This window comes from Allomuricauda sp. ANG21, assembly GCF_040705235.1.
GTDB classification, from domain to species: domain Bacteria; phylum Bacteroidota; class Bacteroidia; order Flavobacteriales; family Flavobacteriaceae; genus Flagellimonas; species Flagellimonas marina.
Window position 1 is genome coordinate 1 of sequence record NZ_JBFCVT010000020.1, and the last position, 22,069, is coordinate 22,069.

The following is a 22,069-nucleotide window of genomic DNA, read 5'->3' on the forward strand; positions in this document are numbered from 1 at the left end:
CTAAGCGGGTGCAAATATAAGAAGGTTATTTTTTCTCCACAAATAGTTTTACCTTATTTTTTTCTAAAAAAAAAACACATAAAACTATAAGTAGCTGTTTATCAAGCTGAATTTAAATCTTCCTAAGAAAAGAAATTCCAAACCAAACCAAATCGGATAACAAAATCCCTGTAAGGATAGTTGGGCGCAGAATAGTAATTAGGTTCAGAAAATATGGAATTCAAGTGCTCCGCTTTCAAATATATTCGCGTTTGTCTTACCTTGGCATTGATGAAAACATCCANNCAAGGGATACCCCCCCAATTCCTCATTATTTTGGATATAGAACTCTCCCAATAAAGGATTATAGGCATCCATATTATAGGAAGTGAAATATTTGAAGGTAACTCCCGTCTGCAAAAACATAGCTTTTTTAAATACATCACTGGAAAAATATAAGGTGTTCCTTGTTACTAACTGCGGAAGGTTCACAACTTGATTGTCCTGTGTGACCTCTTGGTAGAGTACGGTGTTCATCAATGACCATTTGCGCCATTTGAACTCCTTTGTGTATTTGGCCCGCAGATGATTTATAGTGCCTGATTCTTGAAATGGTTTAACAAAGGCTGTTTCCTGGGCAGCATCAATCTGTTCCTGGGTCGCTGTTGAGGCAAAATAGGTGTAATTGTCCAAGGCACTGTATTCCGCTTCAATCAGCCCCAGCCACTTTGAATCAAAAGCAAATTTCATGCTTTGGGTCTGCTGTTTTTCAAAAGTGCCCAGATTGTACCAGTTAAAGTTTCGATAGTCACTTTGATACAATAGATAANNCGAGATGAGATATGGATACCCCCCATCACAGTATTGTTATCGTTAATATGATAGCTGGCCGTGGCATCAAAAACATTCCCGGTAAGGTCCCCCGATACGGTATAATTGATATTACCTTTCAAGGAAAAACGCCCAAAATTATTTGTATACTCGCCTCCCACGGTAATTTCCTCGCCTTCTAATTTATTTGGAATGGTACCCTCATCCGTAATTAAAATACTGTTGAAATAATAATTATAGGAATACAATCCAACGTTCCCTGTGATTTTCCCCAAAGTCCTATTTGAAAATTGAATACTTCCCTTATTGAACATGGTCTTTAACCTTGCCCTATCCTCTATGGGCGTAATAAAAGGATCTTCCCCAAAAGCATCATTTTGGGCAGATTGCTCAAAATCATACATCTTAGTTTCGTAGGTAAACTCGTGACCAATGGCCAAGGATGTGGGATTATTATCGGTTGAATCCCTTTTATGGTTGACCAATTTATAGAGGTGGTCCAAATAATAGCGTTTGCCCAATATTTTGTTGTTGGCGTCAGTATATCGCACATCAATTTTTGATCGGTCTTGAAAATCGGGTAAATCATCTTCAAACTGTTCACGATTAAGCAGCCCCCCATTCTCTTGACCTTCTATATCTTGGGCTGCAATATGGGCTCGTACACTATATCTTCCATTTTCCGTACTATAATTCATCGTAGTACGGAAGATTCCCGACTCCGCTTGTTCATACCTATACTTTCCCAAGGACCTAAAACCATTATAGGCCAGCGATGCATTGAATCGTTTTGAGAGATTGAAGGTCAACAAAGCATCCAAATACTGCCCTTGCTCCATGGAGGTCTTGAACATCAACTCCGTCATGGGGGTAGGCACATTATAATATTTTATATCTTCCACTTCCAAATATCTAGGGTGCTTGGCGGTTGCCCCAATGCGGGGGTAATAGGGGTTGGTGGAAAATGTTTTCCCTAACACATTATACGGTTGCCCCATATTGGCGAAGGGCATCAACTCAAAATCATCTTCGCGAATGTAATTGTATTTGTATTCCTTTTGAATGGTAAGGGTTGTATCCAATATAGTAGTGTCCCTTGCGTAAGAGATTATTTTATAATCCCTGATGAAAATCGAATCCACCTTATCTACTTTCCTTGTGTTTTTTATAAACCTTCTTTTAGTAAGGGCAGTTGAATCCATGGCCAAGGAGTCCAATTGCTCAACCTTTACGGAATCAAGCTGTACTATTTTCAGTGAATCAATTTTCTTCGCCTGTAATGAGTCTATTGTCTTCACCTTCATTGAATCCACTTCTTTCTGGGGAGGCAAAGAGTCTTGTTGTGCAACTAAAAATTGACCCAGCAGGAACAGCAGGGTAAACAGTATCAATCTCATTCCATGGTATTGCTGCGGCAAAGGTATAGGTTTTGTTTCTAAACAAATGTGAAAAATTTGCCATCAAAAAGCTAATCAGATGATGGAAACCCATCCTTCTATTTGGCCTTCAAGGACACAGGTCTTATCTTTCGGTCTATCAAGGGAAGTATGCTTAAAAATCTATATAAATATCCCAATGAAGCTGGTACAGATGAAGCTGGCAGGGGCTGTTTGGCCGGACCGGTTACCGCAGCCGCCATTATTCTTCCCGAGGGATTCACCAACAGCATTTTAAATGACTCGAAACAACTGTCGGAACTTAAGCGTGAAGGCTTACGGCCCATTTTGGAACAAGAAGCGGTTTGTTTTTCGGTGTGTCATGTTTTTCAGGATGAAATTGATGAAATTAACATTCTGAACGCTTCTTTTCTGGCCATGCATCGTGCCTTGGACACCATGAAAAAAGCTCCAAGTTTTATCTTGGTCGACGGAAACAGATTCAAACCTTATCCAACTATAGCCCATGAATGTATCATAAAAGGGGATGGCAAATACATGAGCATAGCCGCTGCTTCCATTTTAGCAAAAACCTATCGGGATGAATACATGGCTAAAATCCATGAAGAGTTTCCCATGTACAATTGGAAAAAAAACAAAGGATATCCCACCAAGGAGCATCGTGAGGCCATAAAAGAATTTGGCCTGACCAAATACCACAGAAAAAGCTTTCGACAGCTGCCCGAACAGTTAACATTGGATATTTAAAAATTCTAACTTTGTGTCAAACTTCAACCATGAGATATAAGGTACTGTTCTGTTTACTCGCACTTTTTATCCTTTCCTGCGAAACCGAGGTCAAAACCACAGATTCTTTACTGAACCACTTACCTCCTAACCCTGCGCTGGTCATCAAGATCACCAATCTATCCAACTTTAAGAGCGAGCTAAAGAACAATGCTTTTTTGTCCAAAATAAAAAGCTTTACTACGTACAAGGAAGTTTTGGACAAATTGGACCATTTGAGTCATCTATCCACAGAGTCCCCTTGTCTTTTGGCCCTGTATGAAGTGGGTAAGGGAAATCATGATTTTGTCCTAATCACTAAAAAGAGCCCCGATCTTTTTAACGTGGATGATGTCGGCAATAAAACTGTGGAGACCCTACAATACGAAGGGACCAACATCACCAAATATACCCTTGACGGCCGCGAAATCTTTCAAATGCCACGAGAAAAGGAAATTATTCTGGCCTCTTCCATGCTCTTGATGGAAAACATGGTACGTACCCAAGAAAACAATCTTGTTGATCCCACTCTGGAAAAGTTATATGAAACAACGGCCGCAAATAAATCGGGCACAGTGTTCATCAATCTTAGCAGCAATGCATCCTTATTGTCGTTAAAAGAACAGAACGATACGGATAAACCGTTCTCCGAATGGGTCTCGTTGGATTTTACGGCCAATTCTGATGAAGTAACACTCAATGGAATTGCCATGGCCCCTGATTCCACCAAAAATTTTATCAATTTGTTTAAGGGAACATCGCCATTGACCAATAAAACACCAGCCTTGGCCCCATTGAACGCACAGGCTGTGATTTCATACACATTTGATGATTACCAAGTCTTTGCCAAAAACCAAAACACCTATTTAGATCGTGTAAAACCTGTGGATTCCCTTTTCAATACCATTGAGGAAGTGGGCATCATCTACCTGAACAACCAAAAAGTGGTTTTACTGAATTCCTACGGAACAGACAGTCTATTTGAGTTTTTGGATGGCAGTAAGGCATCTTCCGAAAGCTATCAGGGGAGTGAAATCATGGTATTGCAGGACAAAAATTTCTTGAATGAAGGCTTTGCTCCATTAGTCAAGGATTTCGAATCGAACTTTTGCACCATTTTGGAGAATAGTTTTGTTTTTTCTGAGGACAAGGAATCGCTGCAGACCATCATCAGCAACCACAACGGCACATCTTCGTTTAGCAATGCACCGCTGTACCAAACGGCTAAGGCTCCTTTGGCCAGTGAATCGAGTGTACTTTTTGTTTCCAATGCTTCCGGAATTGATTTTTTTGCTGAGCAAAAACTGACCTCCGATCTTTTTGAATCCATCAAAGATGCTGATTTGGAAGATTTCACCTTCGCTGGACAGGTAGTGGGGGATTCGGATTTTGCCCATCTTAACATGTTAGTTTCCAAAATTGAGAAAACTGTTCAAAACAACTCCGTTACACCGCTATTTACTTTAGAGTTGGATACAGATTTGGCGATTGACCCGCAATTTGTGAAAAACCACAGAACCAACAAACAGGAAGTGGTGGTGCAGGACAAAAACAACATACTTTATTTAATTTCCACAGAAGGCAAGGTACTGTGGACCAAACAACTGGAAGGGCGCATACAACCACCCATTCAGCAAGTGGACATTTATAAAAATGGGAGACTTCAATTGGCCTTTACCACTAACGATCAATTTATGATCATAGATCGGAATGGCGATGATGTACCTCCCTTTAAGATTGATTTTGAAGGTGGCAACCTTAACCCACTGGCCGTTTTTGATTATGATGGCAGTAAGAACTACCGGTTTGTGATTACCCAAGGACGAAAAGTATTCATGTACAACAATCAGGGGAAAGTTGTCAGCGGATTCAAATATACCGAAGCGGCCAGTCCTGTTTTGGGCATTCCCCAACATTTTAGGGTTGGAAACCGGGATTACTTGGTCTTTAGACTTGAGGACAATACCATAAAAATATTACATCGTGTGGGTACGGACCGAATCAAAGTCCCTGAAAAAATTGATTTTTCCACCAATGAAGCTTTCCTCTATAAAAACAAGTTTACCGTCACCAATAAAACGGGTGTGTTGCATCAGATTGACACCAATGGAAAACTCACGGCCACCAATTTTAACTTGAATAAAGACCACGGTATGTATGCCACAAGCAACACTTTAGTCCTGATGGATGATAACGTTCTTAGCATTAAAGGAAGAAAAGTGGAATTGGACCTTGGGGTCTATTCCAAACCCAAGATCTTTTATATCTACGATAAAATTTATGTAAGTGTCACGGACATTCAAAACCAAAAGATTTATCTCTACGACAGCCAGGCGGAACCTATCCCCAATTTCCCTGTTTATGGAAGTTCACTCATTGATCTTACAGATATGGACAACGACAAGAAACTGGAGTTGGTCGCCAAGGACCAAGATAATTCCATTATCGTCTACAAAATGAATTAACGGTTTCTTTACTGCGGCTTATACAGTGGAGTAAACGAGTTACACATTTTTAGTGGAAGTATGTGAAGGGTTTTTGTAATTTGTATGGAATTGTATCTAAAAACCACAACTAAAGTACACTATAATGAAAACCTCAAGTAAAACCTTCATCAGTTTGGTTATTGCACTGATGGTTGGTTGCACAATCAATGCACAATTCTTTAAAAAGTTGGCCAAAAAGGCAGAGAAAGCCGCCGAGCGTACCGTTGAAAGACGAGTAGAACGAGAAACCAGTGAAAAGACAGATCAGGCACTGGATAGTATTTTGGAACCCGGATCGGGCGGGAAACAAACGCCAAATGTTGGAAATCAAGGTGGAAATCAGGGTGGAAGTGCCCCGAACAATACCAACAATAGCCCAAGTAGCAATACAACAGCTGGGGCGGGAGTTAGTTCCGGTGAAAAATCAATTACCATTTACAGTAAGTTCGATTACGTTCCTGGAGATAAGCTTCTCTTTTTCGATGACTTTGGGAATGATTTTATTGGCGATTTCCCTTCTAAATGGAACACGAACGGAAGTGGCGAGGTGGTCACCGTTGGCAACTCCCCACAACGCTGGATGGAATTGATGCCGGGGCACAATATTTATTACATCCCCAATACCCCCAGCTTACCAGAAGATTATACCATTGAGTTCGACATGTTGACCCATGGAATGGACAACAATACGTCTTCAACAGCTGGCATTGAAGTCTTACTGACAGACGATGAAAATTTTCAGGCAGGACTCCACTACGCCAAGGTTTGGATTCCCGTAGGACAATATGCCGCTTTTGGGATTGACGCTAAAAACCATATTCACGGCAAGGGTTCCATCATAAACAGTGAGGTACAGTCCGATATCCGGAAAGCAGTGCTCAACCAACCTCATATTTCCATTGCTGTGAACAATTCAAGATTCAGGTTATGGGTCAACGAAGAAAAGTATGTGGATATTCCCCAAATGGTTCCTGAAGGTAAATTGACCACACTCAAGTTTAAAACGAATGCCCTAAAAGATGGAAAGGAAAAAATCTTCATTTCCAACCTCAAAGTGGCCGAAGGTGGGGTCGACCTCAGAAGAAAACTCCTTTCCGAAGGAAAAGTGTCCACCAACGGAATTCTTTTTGATGTGGGTTCGGCCAATATCCAACCCCAATCCATGGGCATTATCCGGCAAATATCGCAGGTGCTTCAGCAGGAACCTTCCATGAAGCTCAAAATAGTGGGCCATACGGATGCGGATGGTTCCAATGAAAGTAACCTGAAATTGTCAAAAGACCGTGCAGAATCCGTAAAAAATGCCTTGGTCTCCGTTTATGGCGTTTCCACAGATAGATTGATTTCCGAAGGAAAAGGGGAAAGTGAACCTGTGGGTGATAACAATACGCCAGATGGAAAAGCACAAAACCGAAGAGTTGAATTCATAAAACAATAACACTATACTACACATGAGACATTATTTTATTTTTCTGATAGCCGCTATTTTTTGCTTTACCTGCACATCTGCCCAAACCAGTTGCAGTGCCTATTACCCCATGGTGGATGGCGCCAGTTTTCAATACACCAATTATGACAAGAAAGGCAAGGAAGACGGCAAGCTCAGTTATAAGGTGACCAATGTAAATGGGTCTGGCGACAACATTTCGGCCACTATGGTTATGGATATGGAGGACAAAAAGGGCAACATGTATTCTTCCGAATATGACATTACCTGCAATGGAAATGTGGTTAAGGTTGATTTTAAATCCTTGATGAACGAACAGATGTTGGCTCAAATGGGCGATGTTGAAATGGACATTTCCGGAACTGATGTGGAGTGGCCCAACAATCTGGGTGTAGGTCAGGAACTTCCCGATGGAAACGTAAATGTGAAGATGAAAATGAGCGGAGTAATGAATATGAACATGAATGTGGAGACCATCAACCGAAAAGTGGAAAAAAAGGAAAGTGTCACCACCCCTGCCGGAACGTTTGACTGCTTTGTGATCTACAGCGAAACAAAGAGCAAGATGATGATGGCCAACCAAACCTTTCCATCTCGTGTTTGGCTAGCCGAGGGCGTGGGCATGGTAAAACAAGAATCTTACAACAAAAAAGGAAATCTGATGTCCACTTCAGTATTGACGCAGTTTAGCAAATAAAACTCCCATTCTCTTTTGAAGCAGAAAACCGGGGCGATGCCTCGGTTTTTTCATTGCTCTAAATCAAAACCCTTCCACCCCATCTGGACCTTCTTGCCAAAAAGAAACTCGGCGCCAGTGGTTTTTGAAGTACAGCCCAATAATTGAATGTGCAGATGTAATGCTTTCATCACCTTCGGAGGGCTCATACGTTTCTGTAGTTTCATGAAATGTCAAAACTTCATCCTGACCATCACCATTAAAATCCAATCCGATAATGCATCGTGCGCCGGACATATCCTCAGAACCAAAAGCCACCGTGTCCCAACGTACTTTAGCTTCATTCAGGTCGATGTAATCCAAAAAAGTGGATGACACAAGGAGTATAGGTGAATGTTCATCAAATGAATTTTCTTGCTCGTACACAATCGGAATACTTGTTTGGTCATGAACATCCAATTCCCCGTAGGGATAATAGGTGGCATAACGTAACCCAACAAGGGTTTCCACCGAAAGTTGTACCAATTTACCATCTTTAATGGCTAAAAAATGGAGCGGCTTACTAAAGGTCAAGGTTTGAATCTGCTTCCCAAATCGATTTTCCCAATGTTTGGGATTTGCAATGGGTTCGGATTCGGTTTTGATTTTGACATTATCCAACTCTAAAAAATAGTGCAGTTCATCCCGGTTGAGGATAATTTTATCAGTCCCCCTTGTGGATTTTGGAAGGATATGCTCCCACAGCCCATCACTTAGGCATGAAATGGAGGTGGCGCCAAAATCCCAATCTTCAATGGTGCTTTGGTCGAGGACCTTTAATTTGAGTCGTTTTTCAAAATTATCTTTTTGAGCCATTGTGCTTAAAACGACAAACAGCAGAGAAAAACCTGTGCATACGTTTTTCATAATTCATTAGTAAGGTGAAGCATGAAGGTAGCAGTGCACTGATCAAAAAAATTAGGCCAATTGATGCATGGAGGGTTTGAATTGATGTATTGGGTTAAAAGAAGAGGGGTGGGCTTTGCAATGGCGCGTATTGGTTAGCATATGAAAAGTAATCGCTTATGGAGCACAATACTTTCGGTTAAACACATAGTTTGACACGGGCTAAAAGCTTTGGGTTTATCACAATATCGCTTACTTTTATGAACATTGTCAACAACTGGATTTCTCTATTTTCGATTTAAAAATCCTTTCGCAATATCATCAACAATGTTATGGTGGGCACTCCATTTTTCATAAACTTCCAATGCCCATTTTTTTATCAATTCTTTACAGTTTTTTTCATTAGTTGATCTCTCCTTAACATCGGTTACTGTGATATTTCCTCTTTCTAGTATTTCGGGTGGGGTTAGAAATTCATTCTGTTTGTGAACTTTATATTTATTCAGATAATCACTAAGTTTTGGTGAAAGTTCATAAGTCCATATAATGCCGTATTCAAAAATCAAATGGAGTCTTGACAGGTGAAAATGATTATTCCACCTGCCGTGAATTTCTGGGTGTTGCAATGTGTGTGCGTCAACAATAAGAAATCTATAAATGTGATTTTCAATATTTGAAAAGTCAATTTCTTGAAATCCAAGATTAAAAATCTCTAAGCATTCGTGAATCCCTCTTTTCGTGTTTGCTCCACAAAATTGACATTGTCCACTATCTAAAAGTGCAACTCCATTCTTTTCAGCTAACTCAATATAATCTTGCATTGTATACTTCGTTTGTTGCTAACGTTCAAGATATTACTCGTTTGGCACCTCGCCTACATACACGTACGGCAGGCGGGCGCTCAGCACAAGGACCTGCCTATCGTCAGACAGGAGTGAAGTTAGAATTTTTCAAGGAAAAAATTCAATCCAATATGATGGATATGTCTTTAAAATTGATGGTAAAATAGCTACCCCGTGGTAAAAACCATATCACCAAAATCCCGGTTCTGAAAAAACATCCCTCGTTCCCCGTCGCGAAAAGCTATTGCACTTTTGTTGGAGGTTACCAATCCGTTGATTTGGAAAAAAAGCTCCATTTCCCCATCCCGCTCTCTTGGATACTGCTCTGTCTGACTCCAACACGGATAACCCAACAATTTATCTTCGGGACTGCAGTGCTTGTGCTCCATTTCTTCCAATACCTCCAAGTTCTCCCAGAGAAAATCCATGGCTTCTTCACCAATGGTAGCGTTCAAATAGTCCATTTTTTCATTAAAATCAACAAGGCTTGGGTAGTCATCAAATGGTTGCCACCCTACAATGCTATGTTCTTGGGATATTCTTTTCAGTATTATTTTGGAAAAGGAATCTTGTACACCAAGCCATTGATTAAAATCTATGGGCACTTGGACTGGCGGGGNNTCAACAACGAACTGTTGTTTTTAGGATAACCTGGCTCGCATGTGGAGCCTGCTGCATTTCTAGTGATGCACTCAAAATACTGAACCAAAGCATTTTCTTTCCATACAACCGGAATTTCTGATAGGTTGAGTTGAAAAACCAGCGGCATTACCTTTCCACAACACGAACAGCACGGCCAATCATCTTTGTTACGGAGATAGGGATAGCCGTTGTATTTTGAATGTACAGAAAAACTGGGATGGCAATTCCCATTGGCAAAAAGAGGTCGATACGCTGTCTTTTTTAGCGATTCCCATAATTGTTGTATTTCCCCTCCCTGCATTTTGAGACTAATGAATTATCTGCTTGAAACTAGTGCTAAGCGAGAATACTCATTTTCGAACTAAAAAATTGGAACCAATTGATTTATGGGAGTTTTAAGTTGATGGATGGGGTTAAAAAAGAGGAGTGGCTTTTAGAATGGCACGTATCGGTCTAGNNACCGCTATTATTTTTATACAATGTTGTACACTGGCTTTTTCTCATTCAATTCGTTTTTATCAGCGCTGGAAAAGACATACTCTTTTGCAGTTTTTGGTGAAGCGTTGGCTTGTGCGAACTGCAAATGTGTATGACTTTCAGGGTTGGCTTGTTTTATATCCTTTTCAATTAGTTGTCTTAATGAATTTGCTATGTGCCACATTAATACTGGTGGAACAGCATTTCCAATTGCTCGATATTGTCGAGCATCAGAAACGGAATCCAATTTAAAATTGTCAGGAAAAGATTGAATGTTTGCTGCTTCCCGTGGTGTGAATCTCCTGTATCTACCGTCAATTTTTAAAACAGGGTCAGTGCTGTTCAGGCTGATCTTTGCAAGATGCGAACTAATTGTATTGCAAGGTTCTTCCAGGTTTTGGTCTCTTCCCTTATTCATTTTCTTTTGTACTCTCATCATTCCATCTACCGCTCGTTGGCTGAAGAACCATTTTTCATCCTTATCAGCTTTTTTGTCAACTACCTCTTTCAATTTAACTTTTGAGCCGTTCAAAGTGGTTGGTTTGGGAAAATTAAAATAAACGAAGTCCTCATAATTCTTGAACCCAATTATAAAAACTCGTTCTCGCTTTTGTGGAACACCATATTCTGATGCATTAAAAAGCTGATATTTTACGTGATAACCAGCTTTTTCAAACTCTTTGATTATCATTGGAAACGCTTTCTTTTTATTGGCAGACAAAATTCCTTTTACATTTTCCGCGATAAAGAATCTAGGCTGTTTCTTTTCAAGAATTTTGACCATTTCAAAGAATAGCATACCTCTTTCGTCTTTATAACCTAATCTTGGCGGATTTTGTGCACTAATTGAAAAGGACTGACACGGAAAACCACCCAAAAGAATATCGTGTTCGGGAATTTCAGCCATTGAAACATCCTTGATGTCTTTAGTGATACATTTATGTTCAAAGTTGTCATTGTAAATTTCTGTAGCATATTTATCAAAGTCGTTAGCATATACTACCTCGAATGGCAGGGAAGGGTAATTTTTATTCAGATAACTAAATTTAGGGCGTGTCCCTTCGGGTCGGGCTATTCGTTACAAGTCCTCGCTCGTTCCTCGCTGTGGGCTTTTCACTACTATCCCTCACGCATTACCAACCTAACCTAAAAAAATCTCATTATAATGAAAATTAAGGAACTCTTCTTTGGGTAAAAATTTAATGGGTAGATTCATTCTTTTATTCTCAAATCGCTCAAACTCTTGGGCATAAAATTCATTTTTCACATATTTTTTTAGAACACCTGAAAATTTCAATTTATAATCACCATCAATTGTAACTAACCCTTTATCAAAAGCTTTATCAAATGTTGCGGATAAGCAAATTCCATTTGATGGATTAAGTCTATTCTTTTCGTCTTTTGACCAAGGTTTTATATGTGACGCAATCAACAGTTCAGGTATAGTTATTCCTGTAATTCCACAACCATTCGTATAGTTTGACATTACGATAGTTCTGAAATAATCCTGATTAACCCTTGTTTTTGTTTCTCTGACAACATACTTACCTTTTTTAGTTTCATCTATTAAATCTTCAACTGATATTTTAGACTTATTTCTATCAATTTTTGAAGCTAACAGTTTTTCACTTTCGTAAAAAAGTTCATCAAAGTTCTCTGTAAATTCATTGAATATTATCCTGTCAAGTTTCCCAATATTTTTTGCACCTTTTCTACCTAGAAGTTTTTGCCTTGGGTCAAGACTAACAAAATTTACAAGTTTATAGGCAACAGCACCAGGTGTTCTTCCTATTACATTGGCAAGAGCTTTAACATCAGCGTTTCTATTGTTAAACTGCCCATAAGGTAATTTNNCAATATAGGTTGTATGCTAAAATCAATTCTTCTCTTGTCCAATTATTTCTCATTGACAAATTCCTTTTTATAGATATCCAAATAGTATTTTGCTTCGTTGTTACACCCCGAGACTCCACAAATCAAATTGATTGGGATTTCTTCCAAATGTCCTAATTCAGAGTAGTTTTCAGCACATTCTTCACAAACTTGTGTCCAAGTACTTTTTTCTTCTAAAACAATATCATCAAAAATTTCTTTGCTCATAATTACCAAATTTAATTTGCCAAAATTGGTGGTACAGCATTACCTACTTGCTTATATTGACTTGTTTTACTACCACAAAAAATAAATTCGTCTCGGAATGATTGAATTCTAGCACTTTCCCTAACTGTAGGAACACGATTAAATTCATAATGAAAATGATGTCTGTGACCAGTATCTATGGTAAAACTTGGCTTTTTGCTATTAAGTCTAGTCCAAGCGATATTTACTTTTCTCGTTTCGTGAAGTTCTTTTGGCAAGTCTTTGTAGTTACCTCCATCTGGAACCATACCAATAATTTCAACCGTTTTTTCATTATGGTTTGTGATTTGATGATTGAAAACTACCTTATTCCCATTTCTCATTTCTCTTTGAAAAACACTTTTTGGATTAATGGGATATTGACATCCATCTTCTAAACTATTTTTTGGCAGGTCGGAAATCGCTTCTTCAGATGTGATTTTATTATCAGTTGTTGTTGGTTTCGGAAATTCAAACTCCAAGCTATCTTTTAAACCAACAAAAAAAGCTCTCCTTCTATTTTGAGGTACGGCAAAATCAGATGCTAATAGTTTATTATAAGTTATTTTATATCCGATATCTTCAAAGTCTTTTAAAATTTGATTTTTGATAGCACCATTGCCCATTGAAAGTATGTTAGGAACATTTTCCATAACAAATGCTTTGGGTTTGAAATAATCTACAAATCGAAGAAAGGATTTATAAAGTTGGTTTCGTTCATCATCAATAATTCTTTTTCCAGCAATAGAAAAACCCTGACAAGGTGGGCCGCCTATGATTAAATCGACACTTTCAATATTATATTTTGTCTTTATTTCTTGAGGGTCTAGATTTAATAAGTCAGCAACAATTCCTTTTGAATTTTTATGGTTATAGTTAAAAGTTTCAATTGCATCTTTCCAATGGTCTATTCCTAGAATTACATTGTAATCCGCTTCAATAAATCCTTGAGAAAGACCACCGCAACCACAGAATAAGTCTATTACGTTATATTTTTTATTCATTATCAAAATTGAATTCTCCTTGTTTGGAATTAGTATTTCTTAAATAATTTGCTGTGTCCTCTGCTACTGTAAAAATGGATTCTGAACATTTATACTTAAAAGCTTCTCTAGCAAACTTGTCTGCAAAAAATAAATCCGTAACAGTCTGTAAGTCGGTTTTAAATAATTCTGCCAATTTTTTCAGTTTTGATTTGCTGAATTTTTGACTTCCGTTTTCAATTCGACTAATGGCACTTGTGTTAATTCCGATTTTTGCACCGAATTCAGTTTGTGTCCATTCTCGTCTTTCTCTCTCCGTTTTTATATAATGTCCGAAACTTGTCATTTTTATAATTGAATCAAAATATGATTTGACCTATTTTTAGCAAATGTAAAGATGATTTGTAGTTTTTGTATCAAGTTGGTCGAAATATTTTCGGGTGGTGGTGGGGAAGTGAAAGCTCTTTTGGTTTTTCAGCGTTGGCTTTGAGCTTTGGCAAAACCAAATNNGTGAAGTTAGGATTTTTAAAGGAAAATATCCAGTCAGAATTGATGGATTCCTATTAAGAATTGATGAATGGAAAAATTTAAACCTCTGTCTTCTCCCGCACCAACTCCGCATCAAAAAGTACTTGAAAATGATGGAGCAGCTTCTTTTTTACTTCTTCCATGTCAACCTGTTTTTGGCCCAGTTCCACATTCAGGGAAGTAACGGCCTTGTCCTTAATGCCACAAGGAATCATAAGGTCAAAATAACCCAAATCCGTGTTGACGTTCAAGGCAAAACCATGCATGGTTACCCAACGGCTGGCCCGTACGCCCATGGCGCATATCTTTCGGGCAAATGGTGTACCCACATCCAGCCAAACACCCGTTTCTCCTTCGGAACGTTCAGCTTGTAGTCCGTATTCGGCCAAAGTGCGAATGACCATTTCTTCCAAAAAACGAAGGTATTTGTGGATATCAGTAAAAAAGTTGTCCAAGTCCAAAATGGGATAGCCCACCACCTGTCCGGGACCGTGATAGGTAATATCCCCACCCCGGTTAATTTTATAAAACGTGGCACCTTTTTCTTCCAAAGCTTTTTCATCCACCAATAAATTGGTGATGTCACCACTTTTTCCCAAGGTGTAGACATGGGGATGTTCCACAAACAAAAAATGATTGGGAGTTTCAAGGGTAGTGCCTTCTCTCCTGTTCTTGATCTTGGCATCCACAATATTTTGGAACAGCAATTCCTGGTAATCCCAAGTTTCCTTGTAATCCTTGAAACCTAAATCCTGTAGCCCAACCTTTTTGTTCATGGTACAAAGATACAAAGGCTAAGGTTGGAAAACTATTCTTCCAACTCCACCTCAATATCCAAAAGTTTAGGGTCTTTCATCATCTCCAAAAAAGAGACTTCGTAAATCATGGTCTTGCCGTCCGCACTAAAAGTGGCCTCTTCCGCCGTGGTGGACTTTACCCTTCTTGGAAAATGATATTTTAGGGTATAGGTAGACCCCGAAAGGAACATTTCTGACCCCTGAAGACTGTCAATATTCTGCTGGAACAGCTCCTCATCAATGATTTTGGCCGTTCTTGAAAAGGTGTTCTTGGCAAAGGTGTAGGTCACTTGGGTGGATTGCTCGGACATGGGCATGGGCGTTGCTTGTTCCGGTTGGCTTTTGGGGCCCATTAAACTGGCTTCCCTAAACGTGTTGAAAGCGTCATTCACCTCGTTCACATTTTTAAAATTGCTGAACAGGTCAAACTTCATCACCTTTTCCTCCGGATTCATGACCATGTGCATGTTGAACGGCTCCAATTTTTTCAATTTTGCCTGTTCTTCGGGGGAAAGTTGGGCAATACTATCCTTTTTTTCTTCCAATAAATCTTTAAAGGAAATTATGGAGTCGATGGGTTTTTCGTTTTCCTTCACCATTTGATCACCTGCCATTTCCATGAGTTCAGAACCATCAAAATTAATGGATAGCTTTCCAGAACCGTCTTCCTGTAGATGAATCTCTTCGGTAAAATTGCACGAGTAGGTAAAAATCGCCACAAAGGCCAAGATTAGGATTTGGATTTTTTTCATAAAACTAAAGTTAAGTTACGCTGTACCCACATTTGGCGGGCAACGGCAAAGCGCTAAAAATACCATAATACCCAAATACCCACAACTTTTGAGATCATTTAAACCACTTATCTATTTGCTTTCTTGCATGCAAATCGTTCTTTGAACGAAAAACGACCTTGAAACATCATAAAAATCTTCCTTCTCCGTTATAGTGAGGACAGTAAATAACTCTAAATCAATAACAACCGATGAAAACCTCAAAACTATTGCTCTGCCTTTTTAGCGTAATCTTACTCTCCTGTAGTTCCGATGATGATGCAGGACCAGAACTTACCCCCCCAAGAACTTTTGATGGGTAAATGGTACTTGACCGGAGGCACCAATAATGGCTCCGAAGTAACCATTGAAGATTGCCAGACGGATTCATTTCTTGAGTTTTTGACTTTGGATGATCTGCAAATTGAATGGTATGAGAGCAATTGTGCTACCGATGGGTTGGCAACTAGAACTTACACCTTTATTGAAGCCACAGCAACCACTTCGGCCGGATTGCAAGTTAATGGCGGTGGAATTTTGGGAATAACCAGTTTTGAAATGGGAAAACTCACCGAAACGGAGCTTATTTTAATGTACTCCGGTGGTTCTACCACAGGTTCCATCATCTGGGAAAAGGAATAATCTCGACTAGTTTGAATTGTTGAGGATGACCAAAGCGGCGAGTACGCCCGGCACCCATCCACAAAAAGTCAACAATAATACAATTAGAAAAGACCCACAACCTTTTCCGATTACGGAAAGGGGCGGGAACAATATGGCCAAAAGGACTCTCCAAAAACTCATGATGTAACTATTGATTGATGATACTTATTAGTACCTTACACGGTGCTTTTGTTACACGAAACCTCTATTTTTGTTATAATTGTCCAATTTTATATGAAAGTCAAAATCCCGAAGCCGTCAGTTCGAGTTTTTCCAAAGGAAAAGTATCGAGAACAGGGTTTTTGCTTCTGAAATTCTGATTCTCGATACAATTTTTGTTGCGCTGCTTCCAAAAATTACTCGAATTGACGAATTTTCAAATATCTTGGATATAATAAAGTCTCATGCGGCGATATTTTCTTTTCGTTTTATTCTTGAACTCTGCTGCGCTTCTTGCCCAATATCAATTTTCGGGCGAGGTGTCGCAAATCAATGCTGGAAACACCATTTATCTTTCCTTGGTTGAGGATTATAGAAAATCATCCCGAATTTATCTCAATCAGATTGTAAAGAAAACCCAAGTGGATTCGCTAGGCCATTTTCAGTTTGAAGGGAATAATCTGCCAAAGGAAAATCGAATCTACCGCATTCATTTGGATGGCTGTACCAACACCAGTGAAGACAACCATTTTTTAGGACAGTGCAACAACAGCAAAAGTGTTTTGTTCATTGCCAACAATTTGGATACGGTTCAATTTCCAACTTCGTTTGAAGACCAATCCCTTTGCACCATTGTCTCCACCAATCCAAAATCGGAAGCCTTGCTGCAAGTAGAGTTTTTAAAGGACGAAATGGTATTTGATTTTATGGAATACCCCGGTGAGACCAGTAAAAATCTTAATTCCAAAAAGTGGTTTGCCACTTTACAGGATTTTGGCAAAAGCGCTGAAGAACCGCTGGTAGAGCTTTTTATCTACGATTTTCTATCGGACAAACGAAATGAAACCTATACCCATTATCTTCAGGATGTTTCTGCCAACTCGTATTATGAAGGTCTTTTAAATCGACTGCAAAGCATATATCCAGAAGCCGGTTTTACCCTAGAATATGCGGCCGAAATTGCAACGGGCCAGCAACTAGCTAACTTTAATTCACCTAAAACCTGGGATTTAAAGTATTTGTTGATTTTGGCCTTGATTCTTTCCCTTTTGGCCAACGTCTACTTCATCACCAAACAAAAATTGAATGTTAGGACTGCAAAAAAATCCATGCGGCAAAAACTCACTCCCCAAGAACAAAAAATTGTAGACCATATCCTTCAGGAAAAAAGCAATAAAGAGATTGCCACGGCACTTTTTGTGAGCCACAGCACCGTAAAGACCCACATCAATAATCTCTACAAAAAGCTGGAGGTTTCATCCCGAGAAGAAATTGTAGCACTCTTCAAAAAATAAGTTACGGTTAATCCTAAATCCTAAATGTTACATTGGATGGAATTTCATTTCTGACGCAACTTGTCATTTCGAAATAAGGAACGTAGTGACGATTGANNTTCAGTCGGTTCGAAATGACAAAAGGAGCTTGTAAACCTATTGGGCGTTGGCACGATAAAATGAATGGCGCACAGACAGCATCAGGGTTTAGCTTTCGACCCAACACTAAAATCAACCTAGGGTCTAGTCCCCATTTCCATCCCTAAATTGTCTTCCTAAGCCTTGTTTTTCAGGAATTTTCGAGCTGAATCTTTAAATCGAAAAATCATGAAACATCTATTTACAACACTACTGGCTCTGTTCACAACACTCACCTTTTCCCAAGAATTCAACAAGGAAATTGTGCAAGAGGATGGCCGAAAATTTATGGTGGGAAAAATCAATTTGGATGGGCTTCACAACCAGCCTTACCAACAGTGGTTCCATCAAGGAATGAAAACCTACGCTGTGGATGAATCCTTGGTAAAACTCTTTAAAGAAGACTTGGCCCAATACAAGATCAAATTATTTTTGGGTACTTGGTGTGGCGATAGCAAACGGGAAACACCGCGTTTCATCAAAATTCTGGAAGCCGCAGATTTTCCCATGGAACACCTAGAAATCATAGCCTTGGACCGCAGAAAAGAACATTACAAAAAAAGTCCGACCGGTGAGGAAAAAGGACTCAACATCATAAAAGTCCCCACCATGATTTTCTTCAAAAATGAGCAAGAAGTCAACCGAATTGTGGAGCGGCCCATTGATTCCTTGGAGGAAGACATCGCCCAAATTGTTCAAAACCGAACTTACACACCCAATTACGCACAATAAACCGTACCGAGGAATGGAATTAAAGCGCAAAAGTGTAATTTTGCGCTTTAATTTTTTTACAGCTATGCAACTATCGGAACAAGAGATCGTTCGAAGAGAAAAATTGACCAAGCTTAGGGAAATGGGCATCGACCCCTATCCTGCAGCATTATATCCAGTGGATGCTACATCCAAGAGCATCAAGGCCAATTTTGAGGAAGGCAAGAAGGTAGTGATTTCCGGTAGATTGATGTCCCGAAGAATTCAGGGAAAAGCCTCTTTTGCCGAGTTGCAGGACAGCGAAGGTAAAATCCAGGTCTATTTTAACCGCGATGAAATCTGTCCCGGTGAGGACAAGACCCTGTACAACGATGTCTACAAAAAATTGTTGGACATTGGGGATATCATCGGCGTTGAAGGTGAACTGTTCAAGACCCAAGTTGGGGAAAAAACCGTAATGGTAAAAGGCTTTAGCTTGTTGAGCAAGTCGTTGCGCCCCCTTCCCCTACCCAAAGTCAATGAAGATGGCAAGGTATACGATGCCTTTAACGACCCAGAATTACGCTACCGTCAACGGTATGTGGATTTGGTAGTGAATCCACAAGTGAAAGAGACCTTTATCAAGCGTACAAAAATCACCAACAGCATCCGTGAGTTCTATAATGAACGGGGCTACTTGGAGGTGGAAACCCCCATTTTGCAGCCCATCCCCGGAGGGGCCGCTGCACGTCCGTTTTTAACGCATCACAACGCTTTGAATATTCCTTTATATCTACGGATTGCAAACGAACTATACTTAAAGCGACTCATCGTTGGTGGTTTTGATGGCGTGTACGAGTTCTCCAAAGACTTCCGAAATGAAGGAATGGACCGTACCCACAATCCAGAATTTACCGTAATGGAATTGTATGTGGCCTACAAAGATTACAATTGGATGATGGAAACCACTGAAAAACTCTTGGAAAAAGTGGCCATAGATGCTACAGGAAGTTCCAAAGTAAAGGTGGGCAATCACGAGATTGAATTTAAAGCACCTTACCCTAGAGTTCCCATTTTGGAGGCCATTAAGATTCATACAGGGTATGATGTGGCCGATATGGACGAAAACCAACTCAGAGAAACAGCCAAAAAACTGAAAATCGAGGTGGATGAAACCATGGGTGTGGGTAAATTGATAGATGAGATTTTTGGAGAAAAATGTGAGCACCATTACATACAACCCACCTTTATAACAGATTACCCCAAGGAAATGAGTCCATTGACCAAAGAGCATCGTTCCAATCCAAAGTTAACGGAGCGTTTTGAATTGATGGTAAACGGAAAAGAGTTGGCCAATGCCTATTCTGAGTTGAATGACCCCATCGACCAACGCGAACGNNTTGAAACTCTCCGAAAAAGGGGATGATGAGGCCATGTTCATTGACCAAGATTTCTTGCGCGCCTTGGAATATGGTATGCCGCCAACCTCAGGAATTGGTATTGGCATTGACCGGCTGGTGATGTTGATGACAAATAATTCATCCATTCAAGAAGTATTGTTCTTCCCGCAAATGCGTCCCGAAAAGAAAAAAGTGGAACTCACCGAAGAAGAAAAAGCCATAATTGATATTCTAAAACCTGTTGGTGAAATGTCCCTGTCCGACCTTAAGGAGAAGGCTGGGCTTAGTGGCAAAAAATGGGACAAGAGTACCAAAAATCTTGCTAAACATGGGATTTTTGAGGTTGTTAAGAATGATGACGGGCTTTTTGCACGCATAAAATAAAGAGCGCCTCCAACATTTTCATGTTTTCTTAAAAAAGCATAGCTTAGAATCCCAAATGGAGCTAAGCAAAAAAATAGGGCTATTTTTTGGGCCCATCGCCTTTCTGATTCTTGCCAACTTACCCGTGGAACTCGTTTCTGAAAAAGGGGACGCTGTAATTTCTGTTGCTGTATGGATGTTGATTTGGTGGATCACCGAAGCAGTTTCCATCTCTGTCACAGCGCTTTTGCCCTTATTGCTTCTGCCCATTCTTAAAATATTGCCCATTGACGAGGTTGGGGCAAACTATGGCAGTCCAATTGTATTCCTGTTCTTTGGCGGTTTTGTCATGGCACTGGCCTTGGAAAAGGTAAATCTCCATCGCCGCATAGCACTTAACATCATTAGATTAACGGGCACCACACCCAACAAGGTAGTGTTGGGGTTTATGATTGCTACAGCCGCACTTAGCATGTGGATCAGTAATACAGCCACTACGGTGGTCATGCTTCCCATTGCTTTATCGGTAATCGGTCTTTTGGTGAATGATGAAGACGGTTTTACCAAAGACGACCAAAATTTTGCATTGAGTGTAATGCTTGGGATAGCCTTTTCAGCCAATGCTGGTGGTATTGCCACGGTTATTGGTACACCCCCCAACTCGGTCTTGATAGGACTTTTGGAAAATGAATACAATACTGAAATCTCTTTCTTAAAATGGATGACTCTGGGATTGCCCTTTTCCATCATCATGATTGCCATTTCGTACGGAGTTTTGGTTAAATGGATGTTCCCCAATCGAAACTTGAAGTTCAATGCTTCCAAAGAGGTTATTCAAACCGAATTGGAAAAACTCGGCCCTACATCGGGAAAAGAAAAAATGGTATTGGTCATATTTGGGGTAACGGTATTCCTTTGGATTTTCAGGACATTGATCAACGCCATATTCCCCTCATTGGGGCTCACCGATACCATGATCAGCATTTTTGCGGCCATCGCTCTTTTTTCCATACCATACAATATCAAAAAAGGTGATTTTATCATTGAGTGGAGAGACACCTCAAAATTGGCGTGGGGCATATTGATATTATTTGGTGGGGGATTAGCCCTCGCACAAGGGATGTCCTCCAGCGGAATTGTGGATATGGTAGCAGATGCCATAGCCCAAAGTGAAATCAGTATACTCCTTACGGCTACATTATTGATTTTCTTGATGCTTTTTATGACCGAATTAATGAGCAATGTGGCCTTGGTAGCTGTTCTGGCTCCCGTGGTGGCCGGTATTGCAATAGGACTTGATATTCCAATACTTTATTTACTGATTCCCGTAACAATAGCAAGTAGCTGCGCCTTTATGTTGCCGATGGCCACCCCGCCCAATGCAATTGTCTTTGCCAGTGGTTATGTGAAGATTGCGCAAATGGCACGTGTAGGGGTTATTTTAAATCTTATTGCCGTGGGGGTATTGGTCTTGGTGTTCAAGTTTGTAATTCCCGTATTGTTTTAAAAAACTAATGGCCCCTTCAAATGAAGGAGCCATTGACAAACTAACTAACTCAAAAAAATAGTAAGAAACTAACTCAACTCTACTCTTGTATGCTTTTACACTACAAAGGTAAAACCCTTTACAGTGAAGATTTTCTTAATTAGATTTTTGTTAACGAACTTCCTTTACGTATCCGAAAACAACTTTATCAGTACTTTTCCTGATTTTCTGAAAAAGTGGCAAGGTCCGTTCCCGAAACCTGTAGGATTGATA

The 22,069-nt window shown here is 39.8% G+C and carries 22 protein-coding genes and 1 pseudogene; 9 read left to right on the top strand and 14 right to left on the bottom strand.

The features are described 5' to 3' along the window. Positions 1-122: 122 nt before the first annotated feature. From AB1A65_RS17235 to AB1A65_RS17245, 3 genes are all read right to left on the bottom strand, one after another. Positions 123-239 (bottom strand): putative porin, encoded by a 117-nt coding sequence (locus tag AB1A65_RS17235; RefSeq protein ID WP_366591160.1) that lies wholly within the window; start codon positions 237-239, stop codon positions 123-125. After that, a complete protein-coding gene (locus tag AB1A65_RS17240) occupies positions 205-801 on the bottom strand; it encodes a putative porin (protein WP_366591161.1) in 597 nt (198 codons plus the stop codon). Before AB1A65_RS17240 ends, AB1A65_RS17235 begins: the two co-directional genes overlap by 35 nt. Then, positions 726-2,207, bottom strand: a complete 1,482-nt coding sequence (locus tag AB1A65_RS17245; RefSeq protein ID WP_366591162.1) for a putative porin — start codon at positions 2,205-2,207, stop codon at positions 726-728. Before AB1A65_RS17245 ends, AB1A65_RS17240 begins: the two co-directional genes overlap by 76 nt. Before the next feature lie 150 nt (positions 2,208-2,357). Here AB1A65_RS17245 and AB1A65_RS17250 point away from each other — a divergent pair, with 150 nt between their 5' ends. From AB1A65_RS17250 to AB1A65_RS17265, 4 genes are all read left to right on the top strand, one after another. Then, a complete protein-coding gene (locus AB1A65_RS17250) occupies positions 2,358-2,954 on the top strand; it encodes a ribonuclease HII (RefSeq protein ID WP_366591163.1) in 597 nt (198 codons plus the stop codon). 29 nt (positions 2,955-2,983) lie between these two features. Next, entirely contained in the window at positions 2,984-5,437 is a 2,454-nt protein-coding gene (locus tag AB1A65_RS17255) for a ribonuclease HII (RefSeq protein WP_366591164.1), read from the top strand. 124 nt (positions 5,438-5,561) lie between these two features. Continuing rightward, positions 5,562-6,896 carry an OmpA family protein gene (locus AB1A65_RS17260; protein ID WP_366591165.1) on the top strand — a complete coding sequence of 445 codons (1,335 nt, stop codon included), beginning with the start codon at positions 5,562-5,564 and terminating at the stop codon, positions 6,894-6,896. A gap of 13 nt (positions 6,897-6,909) precedes the next feature. Further along, positions 6,910-7,602, top strand: a complete 693-nt coding sequence (locus AB1A65_RS17265; protein WP_366591166.1) for a hypothetical protein — start codon at positions 6,910-6,912, stop codon at positions 7,600-7,602. Positions 7,603-7,665: 63 nt separating this feature from the next. Here the strand turns inward: AB1A65_RS17265 and AB1A65_RS17270 are convergent, their stop codons facing one another. The 10 genes from AB1A65_RS17270 to AB1A65_RS17315 all read right to left on the bottom strand — a co-directional run bounded on the left by AB1A65_RS17270 (position 7,666) and on the right by AB1A65_RS17315 (position 15,605). Further along, a complete protein-coding gene (locus AB1A65_RS17270) occupies positions 7,666-8,487 on the bottom strand; it encodes a hypothetical protein (protein ID WP_366591167.1) in 822 nt (273 codons plus the stop codon). A gap of 266 nt (positions 8,488-8,753) precedes the next feature. Then, positions 8,754-9,287 (bottom strand): DUF5946 family protein, encoded by a 534-nt coding sequence (locus tag AB1A65_RS17275; RefSeq protein WP_366591168.1) that lies wholly within the window; start codon positions 9,285-9,287, stop codon positions 8,754-8,756. A gap of 188 nt (positions 9,288-9,475) precedes the next feature. Continuing rightward, the gene (locus AB1A65_RS17280; protein ID WP_366591169.1) at positions 9,476-9,772 is read right to left on the bottom strand and encodes a hypothetical protein; all 297 of its coding nucleotides are present in this window, start codon (positions 9,770-9,772) and stop codon (positions 9,476-9,478) included. A 650-nt stretch (positions 9,773-10,422) separates the two neighbouring features. Beyond that, positions 10,423-11,502, bottom strand: coding sequence for a DNA (cytosine-5-)-methyltransferase (gene dcm, locus AB1A65_RS17285; RefSeq protein WP_366591200.1), 1,080 nt, complete (start codon positions 11,500-11,502; stop codon positions 10,423-10,425). A gap of 66 nt (positions 11,503-11,568) precedes the next feature. Next, positions 11,569-11,913, bottom strand: a complete 345-nt coding sequence (locus AB1A65_RS17290; RefSeq protein WP_366591170.1) for an HNH endonuclease signature motif containing protein — start codon at positions 11,911-11,913, stop codon at positions 11,569-11,571. A 410-nt stretch (positions 11,914-12,323) separates the two neighbouring features. Beyond that, positions 12,324-12,527, bottom strand: a complete 204-nt coding sequence (locus AB1A65_RS17295) for a hypothetical protein (RefSeq protein ID WP_366591171.1) — start codon at positions 12,525-12,527, stop codon at positions 12,324-12,326. 11 nt (positions 12,528-12,538) lie between these two features. Then, the gene (locus AB1A65_RS17300) at positions 12,539-13,549 is read right to left on the bottom strand and encodes a DNA cytosine methyltransferase (protein WP_366591172.1); all 1,011 of its coding nucleotides are present in this window, start codon (positions 13,547-13,549) and stop codon (positions 12,539-12,541) included. Next, a complete protein-coding gene (locus AB1A65_RS17305) occupies positions 13,542-13,874 on the bottom strand; it encodes a helix-turn-helix transcriptional regulator (protein ID WP_366591173.1) in 333 nt (110 codons plus the stop codon). The genes AB1A65_RS17300 and AB1A65_RS17305 overlap by 8 nt, the downstream gene beginning before the upstream one ends. Before the next feature lie 241 nt (positions 13,875-14,115). Continuing rightward, positions 14,116-14,832: a lipoyl(octanoyl) transferase LipB gene (lipB, locus tag AB1A65_RS17310; RefSeq protein ID WP_366591174.1), complete on the bottom strand. Its 717-nt coding sequence runs from the start codon at positions 14,830-14,832 to the stop codon at positions 14,116-14,118. Positions 14,833-14,864: 32 nt separating this feature from the next. After that, positions 14,865-15,605 carry a hypothetical protein gene (locus AB1A65_RS17315; RefSeq protein ID WP_366591175.1) on the bottom strand — a complete coding sequence of 247 codons (741 nt, stop codon included), beginning with the start codon at positions 15,603-15,605 and terminating at the stop codon, positions 14,865-14,867. A gap of 333 nt (positions 15,606-15,938) precedes the next feature. Here AB1A65_RS17315 and AB1A65_RS17320 point away from each other — a divergent pair, with 333 nt between their 5' ends. Further along, the gene (locus AB1A65_RS17320; RefSeq protein ID WP_366591176.1) at positions 15,939-16,265 is read left to right on the top strand and encodes a lipocalin family protein; all 327 of its coding nucleotides are present in this window, start codon (positions 15,939-15,941) and stop codon (positions 16,263-16,265) included. Positions 16,266-16,271: 6 nt separating this feature from the next. On the opposite strand, the gene AB1A65_RS17325 is transcribed toward AB1A65_RS17320, so the two are convergent. Then, positions 16,272-16,427 (bottom strand): YqaE/Pmp3 family membrane protein, encoded by a 156-nt coding sequence (locus tag AB1A65_RS17325; protein WP_366591177.1) that lies wholly within the window; start codon positions 16,425-16,427, stop codon positions 16,272-16,274. 263 nt (positions 16,428-16,690) lie between these two features. On the opposite strand from AB1A65_RS17325, the gene AB1A65_RS17330 reads away from it, so the two are divergent. From AB1A65_RS17330 to AB1A65_RS17345, 4 genes and pseudogenes are all read left to right on the top strand, one after another. Then, positions 16,691-17,740 carry a LuxR C-terminal-related transcriptional regulator gene (locus AB1A65_RS17330; RefSeq protein ID WP_366591178.1) on the top strand — a complete coding sequence of 350 codons (1,050 nt, stop codon included), beginning with the start codon at positions 16,691-16,693 and terminating at the stop codon, positions 17,738-17,740. 306 nt (positions 17,741-18,046) lie between these two features. Beyond that, on the top strand, positions 18,047-18,589 hold the full coding sequence (locus AB1A65_RS17335; protein ID WP_366591179.1) for a thioredoxin family protein: 543 nt from the start codon (positions 18,047-18,049) through the stop codon (positions 18,587-18,589). A gap of 64 nt (positions 18,590-18,653) precedes the next feature. Further along, a pseudogene (lysS, locus tag AB1A65_RS17340) lies at positions 18,654-20,331 on the top strand (lysine--tRNA ligase). A 55-nt stretch (positions 20,332-20,386) separates the two neighbouring features. Next, positions 20,387-21,817 (top strand): DASS family sodium-coupled anion symporter, encoded by a 1,431-nt coding sequence (locus AB1A65_RS17345; RefSeq protein ID WP_366591180.1) that lies wholly within the window; start codon positions 20,387-20,389, stop codon positions 21,815-21,817. Positions 21,818-22,069 lie beyond the last annotated feature (252 nt).

Bases quoted from the DNA above. Each gene is read 5' to 3' on its own strand.
- AB1A65_RS17300 (WP_366591172.1), bottom strand. From the start codon at position 13,549: ATGAATAAAAAATATAACGTAATAGACTTATTCTGTGGTTGCGGTGGT.
- AB1A65_RS17255 (WP_366591164.1), top strand. From the start codon at position 2,984: ATGAGATATAAGGTACTGTTCTGTTTACTCGCACTTTTTATCCTTTCC.
- AB1A65_RS17265 (WP_366591166.1), top strand. From the start codon at position 6,910: ATGAGACATTATTTTATTTTTCTGATAGCCGCTATTTTTTGCTTTACC.
- AB1A65_RS17330 (WP_366591178.1), top strand. From the start codon at position 16,691: ATGCGGCGATATTTTCTTTTCGTTTTATTCTTGAACTCTGCTGCGCTT.
- AB1A65_RS17280 (WP_366591169.1), bottom strand. From the start codon at position 9,772: ATGGACTATTTGAACGCTACCATTGGTGAAGAAGCCATGGATTTTCTC.
- AB1A65_RS17325 (WP_366591177.1), bottom strand. From the start codon at position 16,427: ATGAGTTTTTGGAGAGTCCTTTTGGCCATATTGTTCCCGCCCCTTTCC.
- AB1A65_RS17250 (WP_366591163.1), top strand. From the start codon at position 2,358: ATGCTTAAAAATCTATATAAATATCCCAATGAAGCTGGTACAGATGAA.
- AB1A65_RS17260 (WP_366591165.1), top strand. From the start codon at position 5,562: ATGAAAACCTCAAGTAAAACCTTCATCAGTTTGGTTATTGCACTGATG.
- AB1A65_RS17335 (WP_366591179.1), top strand. From the start codon at position 18,047: ATGAAACATCTATTTACAACACTACTGGCTCTGTTCACAACACTCACC.
- AB1A65_RS17305 (WP_366591173.1), bottom strand. From the start codon at position 13,874: ATGACAAGTTTCGGACATTATATAAAAACGGAGAGAGAAAGACGAGAA.
- lipB (WP_366591174.1), bottom strand. From the start codon at position 14,832: ATGAACAAAAAGGTTGGGCTACAGGATTTAGGTTTCAAGGATTACAAG.
- AB1A65_RS17295 (WP_366591171.1), bottom strand. From the start codon at position 12,527: ATGAGCAAAGAAATTTTTGATGATATTGTTTTAGAAGAAAAAAGTACT.
- AB1A65_RS17275 (WP_366591168.1), bottom strand. From the start codon at position 9,287: ATGCAAGATTATATTGAGTTAGCTGAAAAGAATGGAGTTGCACTTTTA.
- AB1A65_RS17290 (WP_366591170.1), bottom strand. From the start codon at position 11,913: ATGTCAAACTATACGAATGGTTGTGGAATTACAGGAATAACTATACCT.
- AB1A65_RS17315 (WP_366591175.1), bottom strand. From the start codon at position 15,605: ATGAAAAAAATCCAAATCCTAATCTTGGCCTTTGTGGCGATTTTTACC.
- AB1A65_RS17270 (WP_366591167.1), bottom strand. From the start codon at position 8,487: ATGAAAAACGTATGCACAGGTTTTTCTCTGCTGTTTGTCGTTTTAAGC.
- AB1A65_RS17320 (WP_366591176.1), top strand. From the start codon at position 15,939: ATGGGTAAATGGTACTTGACCGGAGGCACCAATAATGGCTCCGAAGTA.
- AB1A65_RS17345 (WP_366591180.1), top strand. From the start codon at position 20,387: ATGGAGCTAAGCAAAAAAATAGGGCTATTTTTTGGGCCCATCGCCTTT.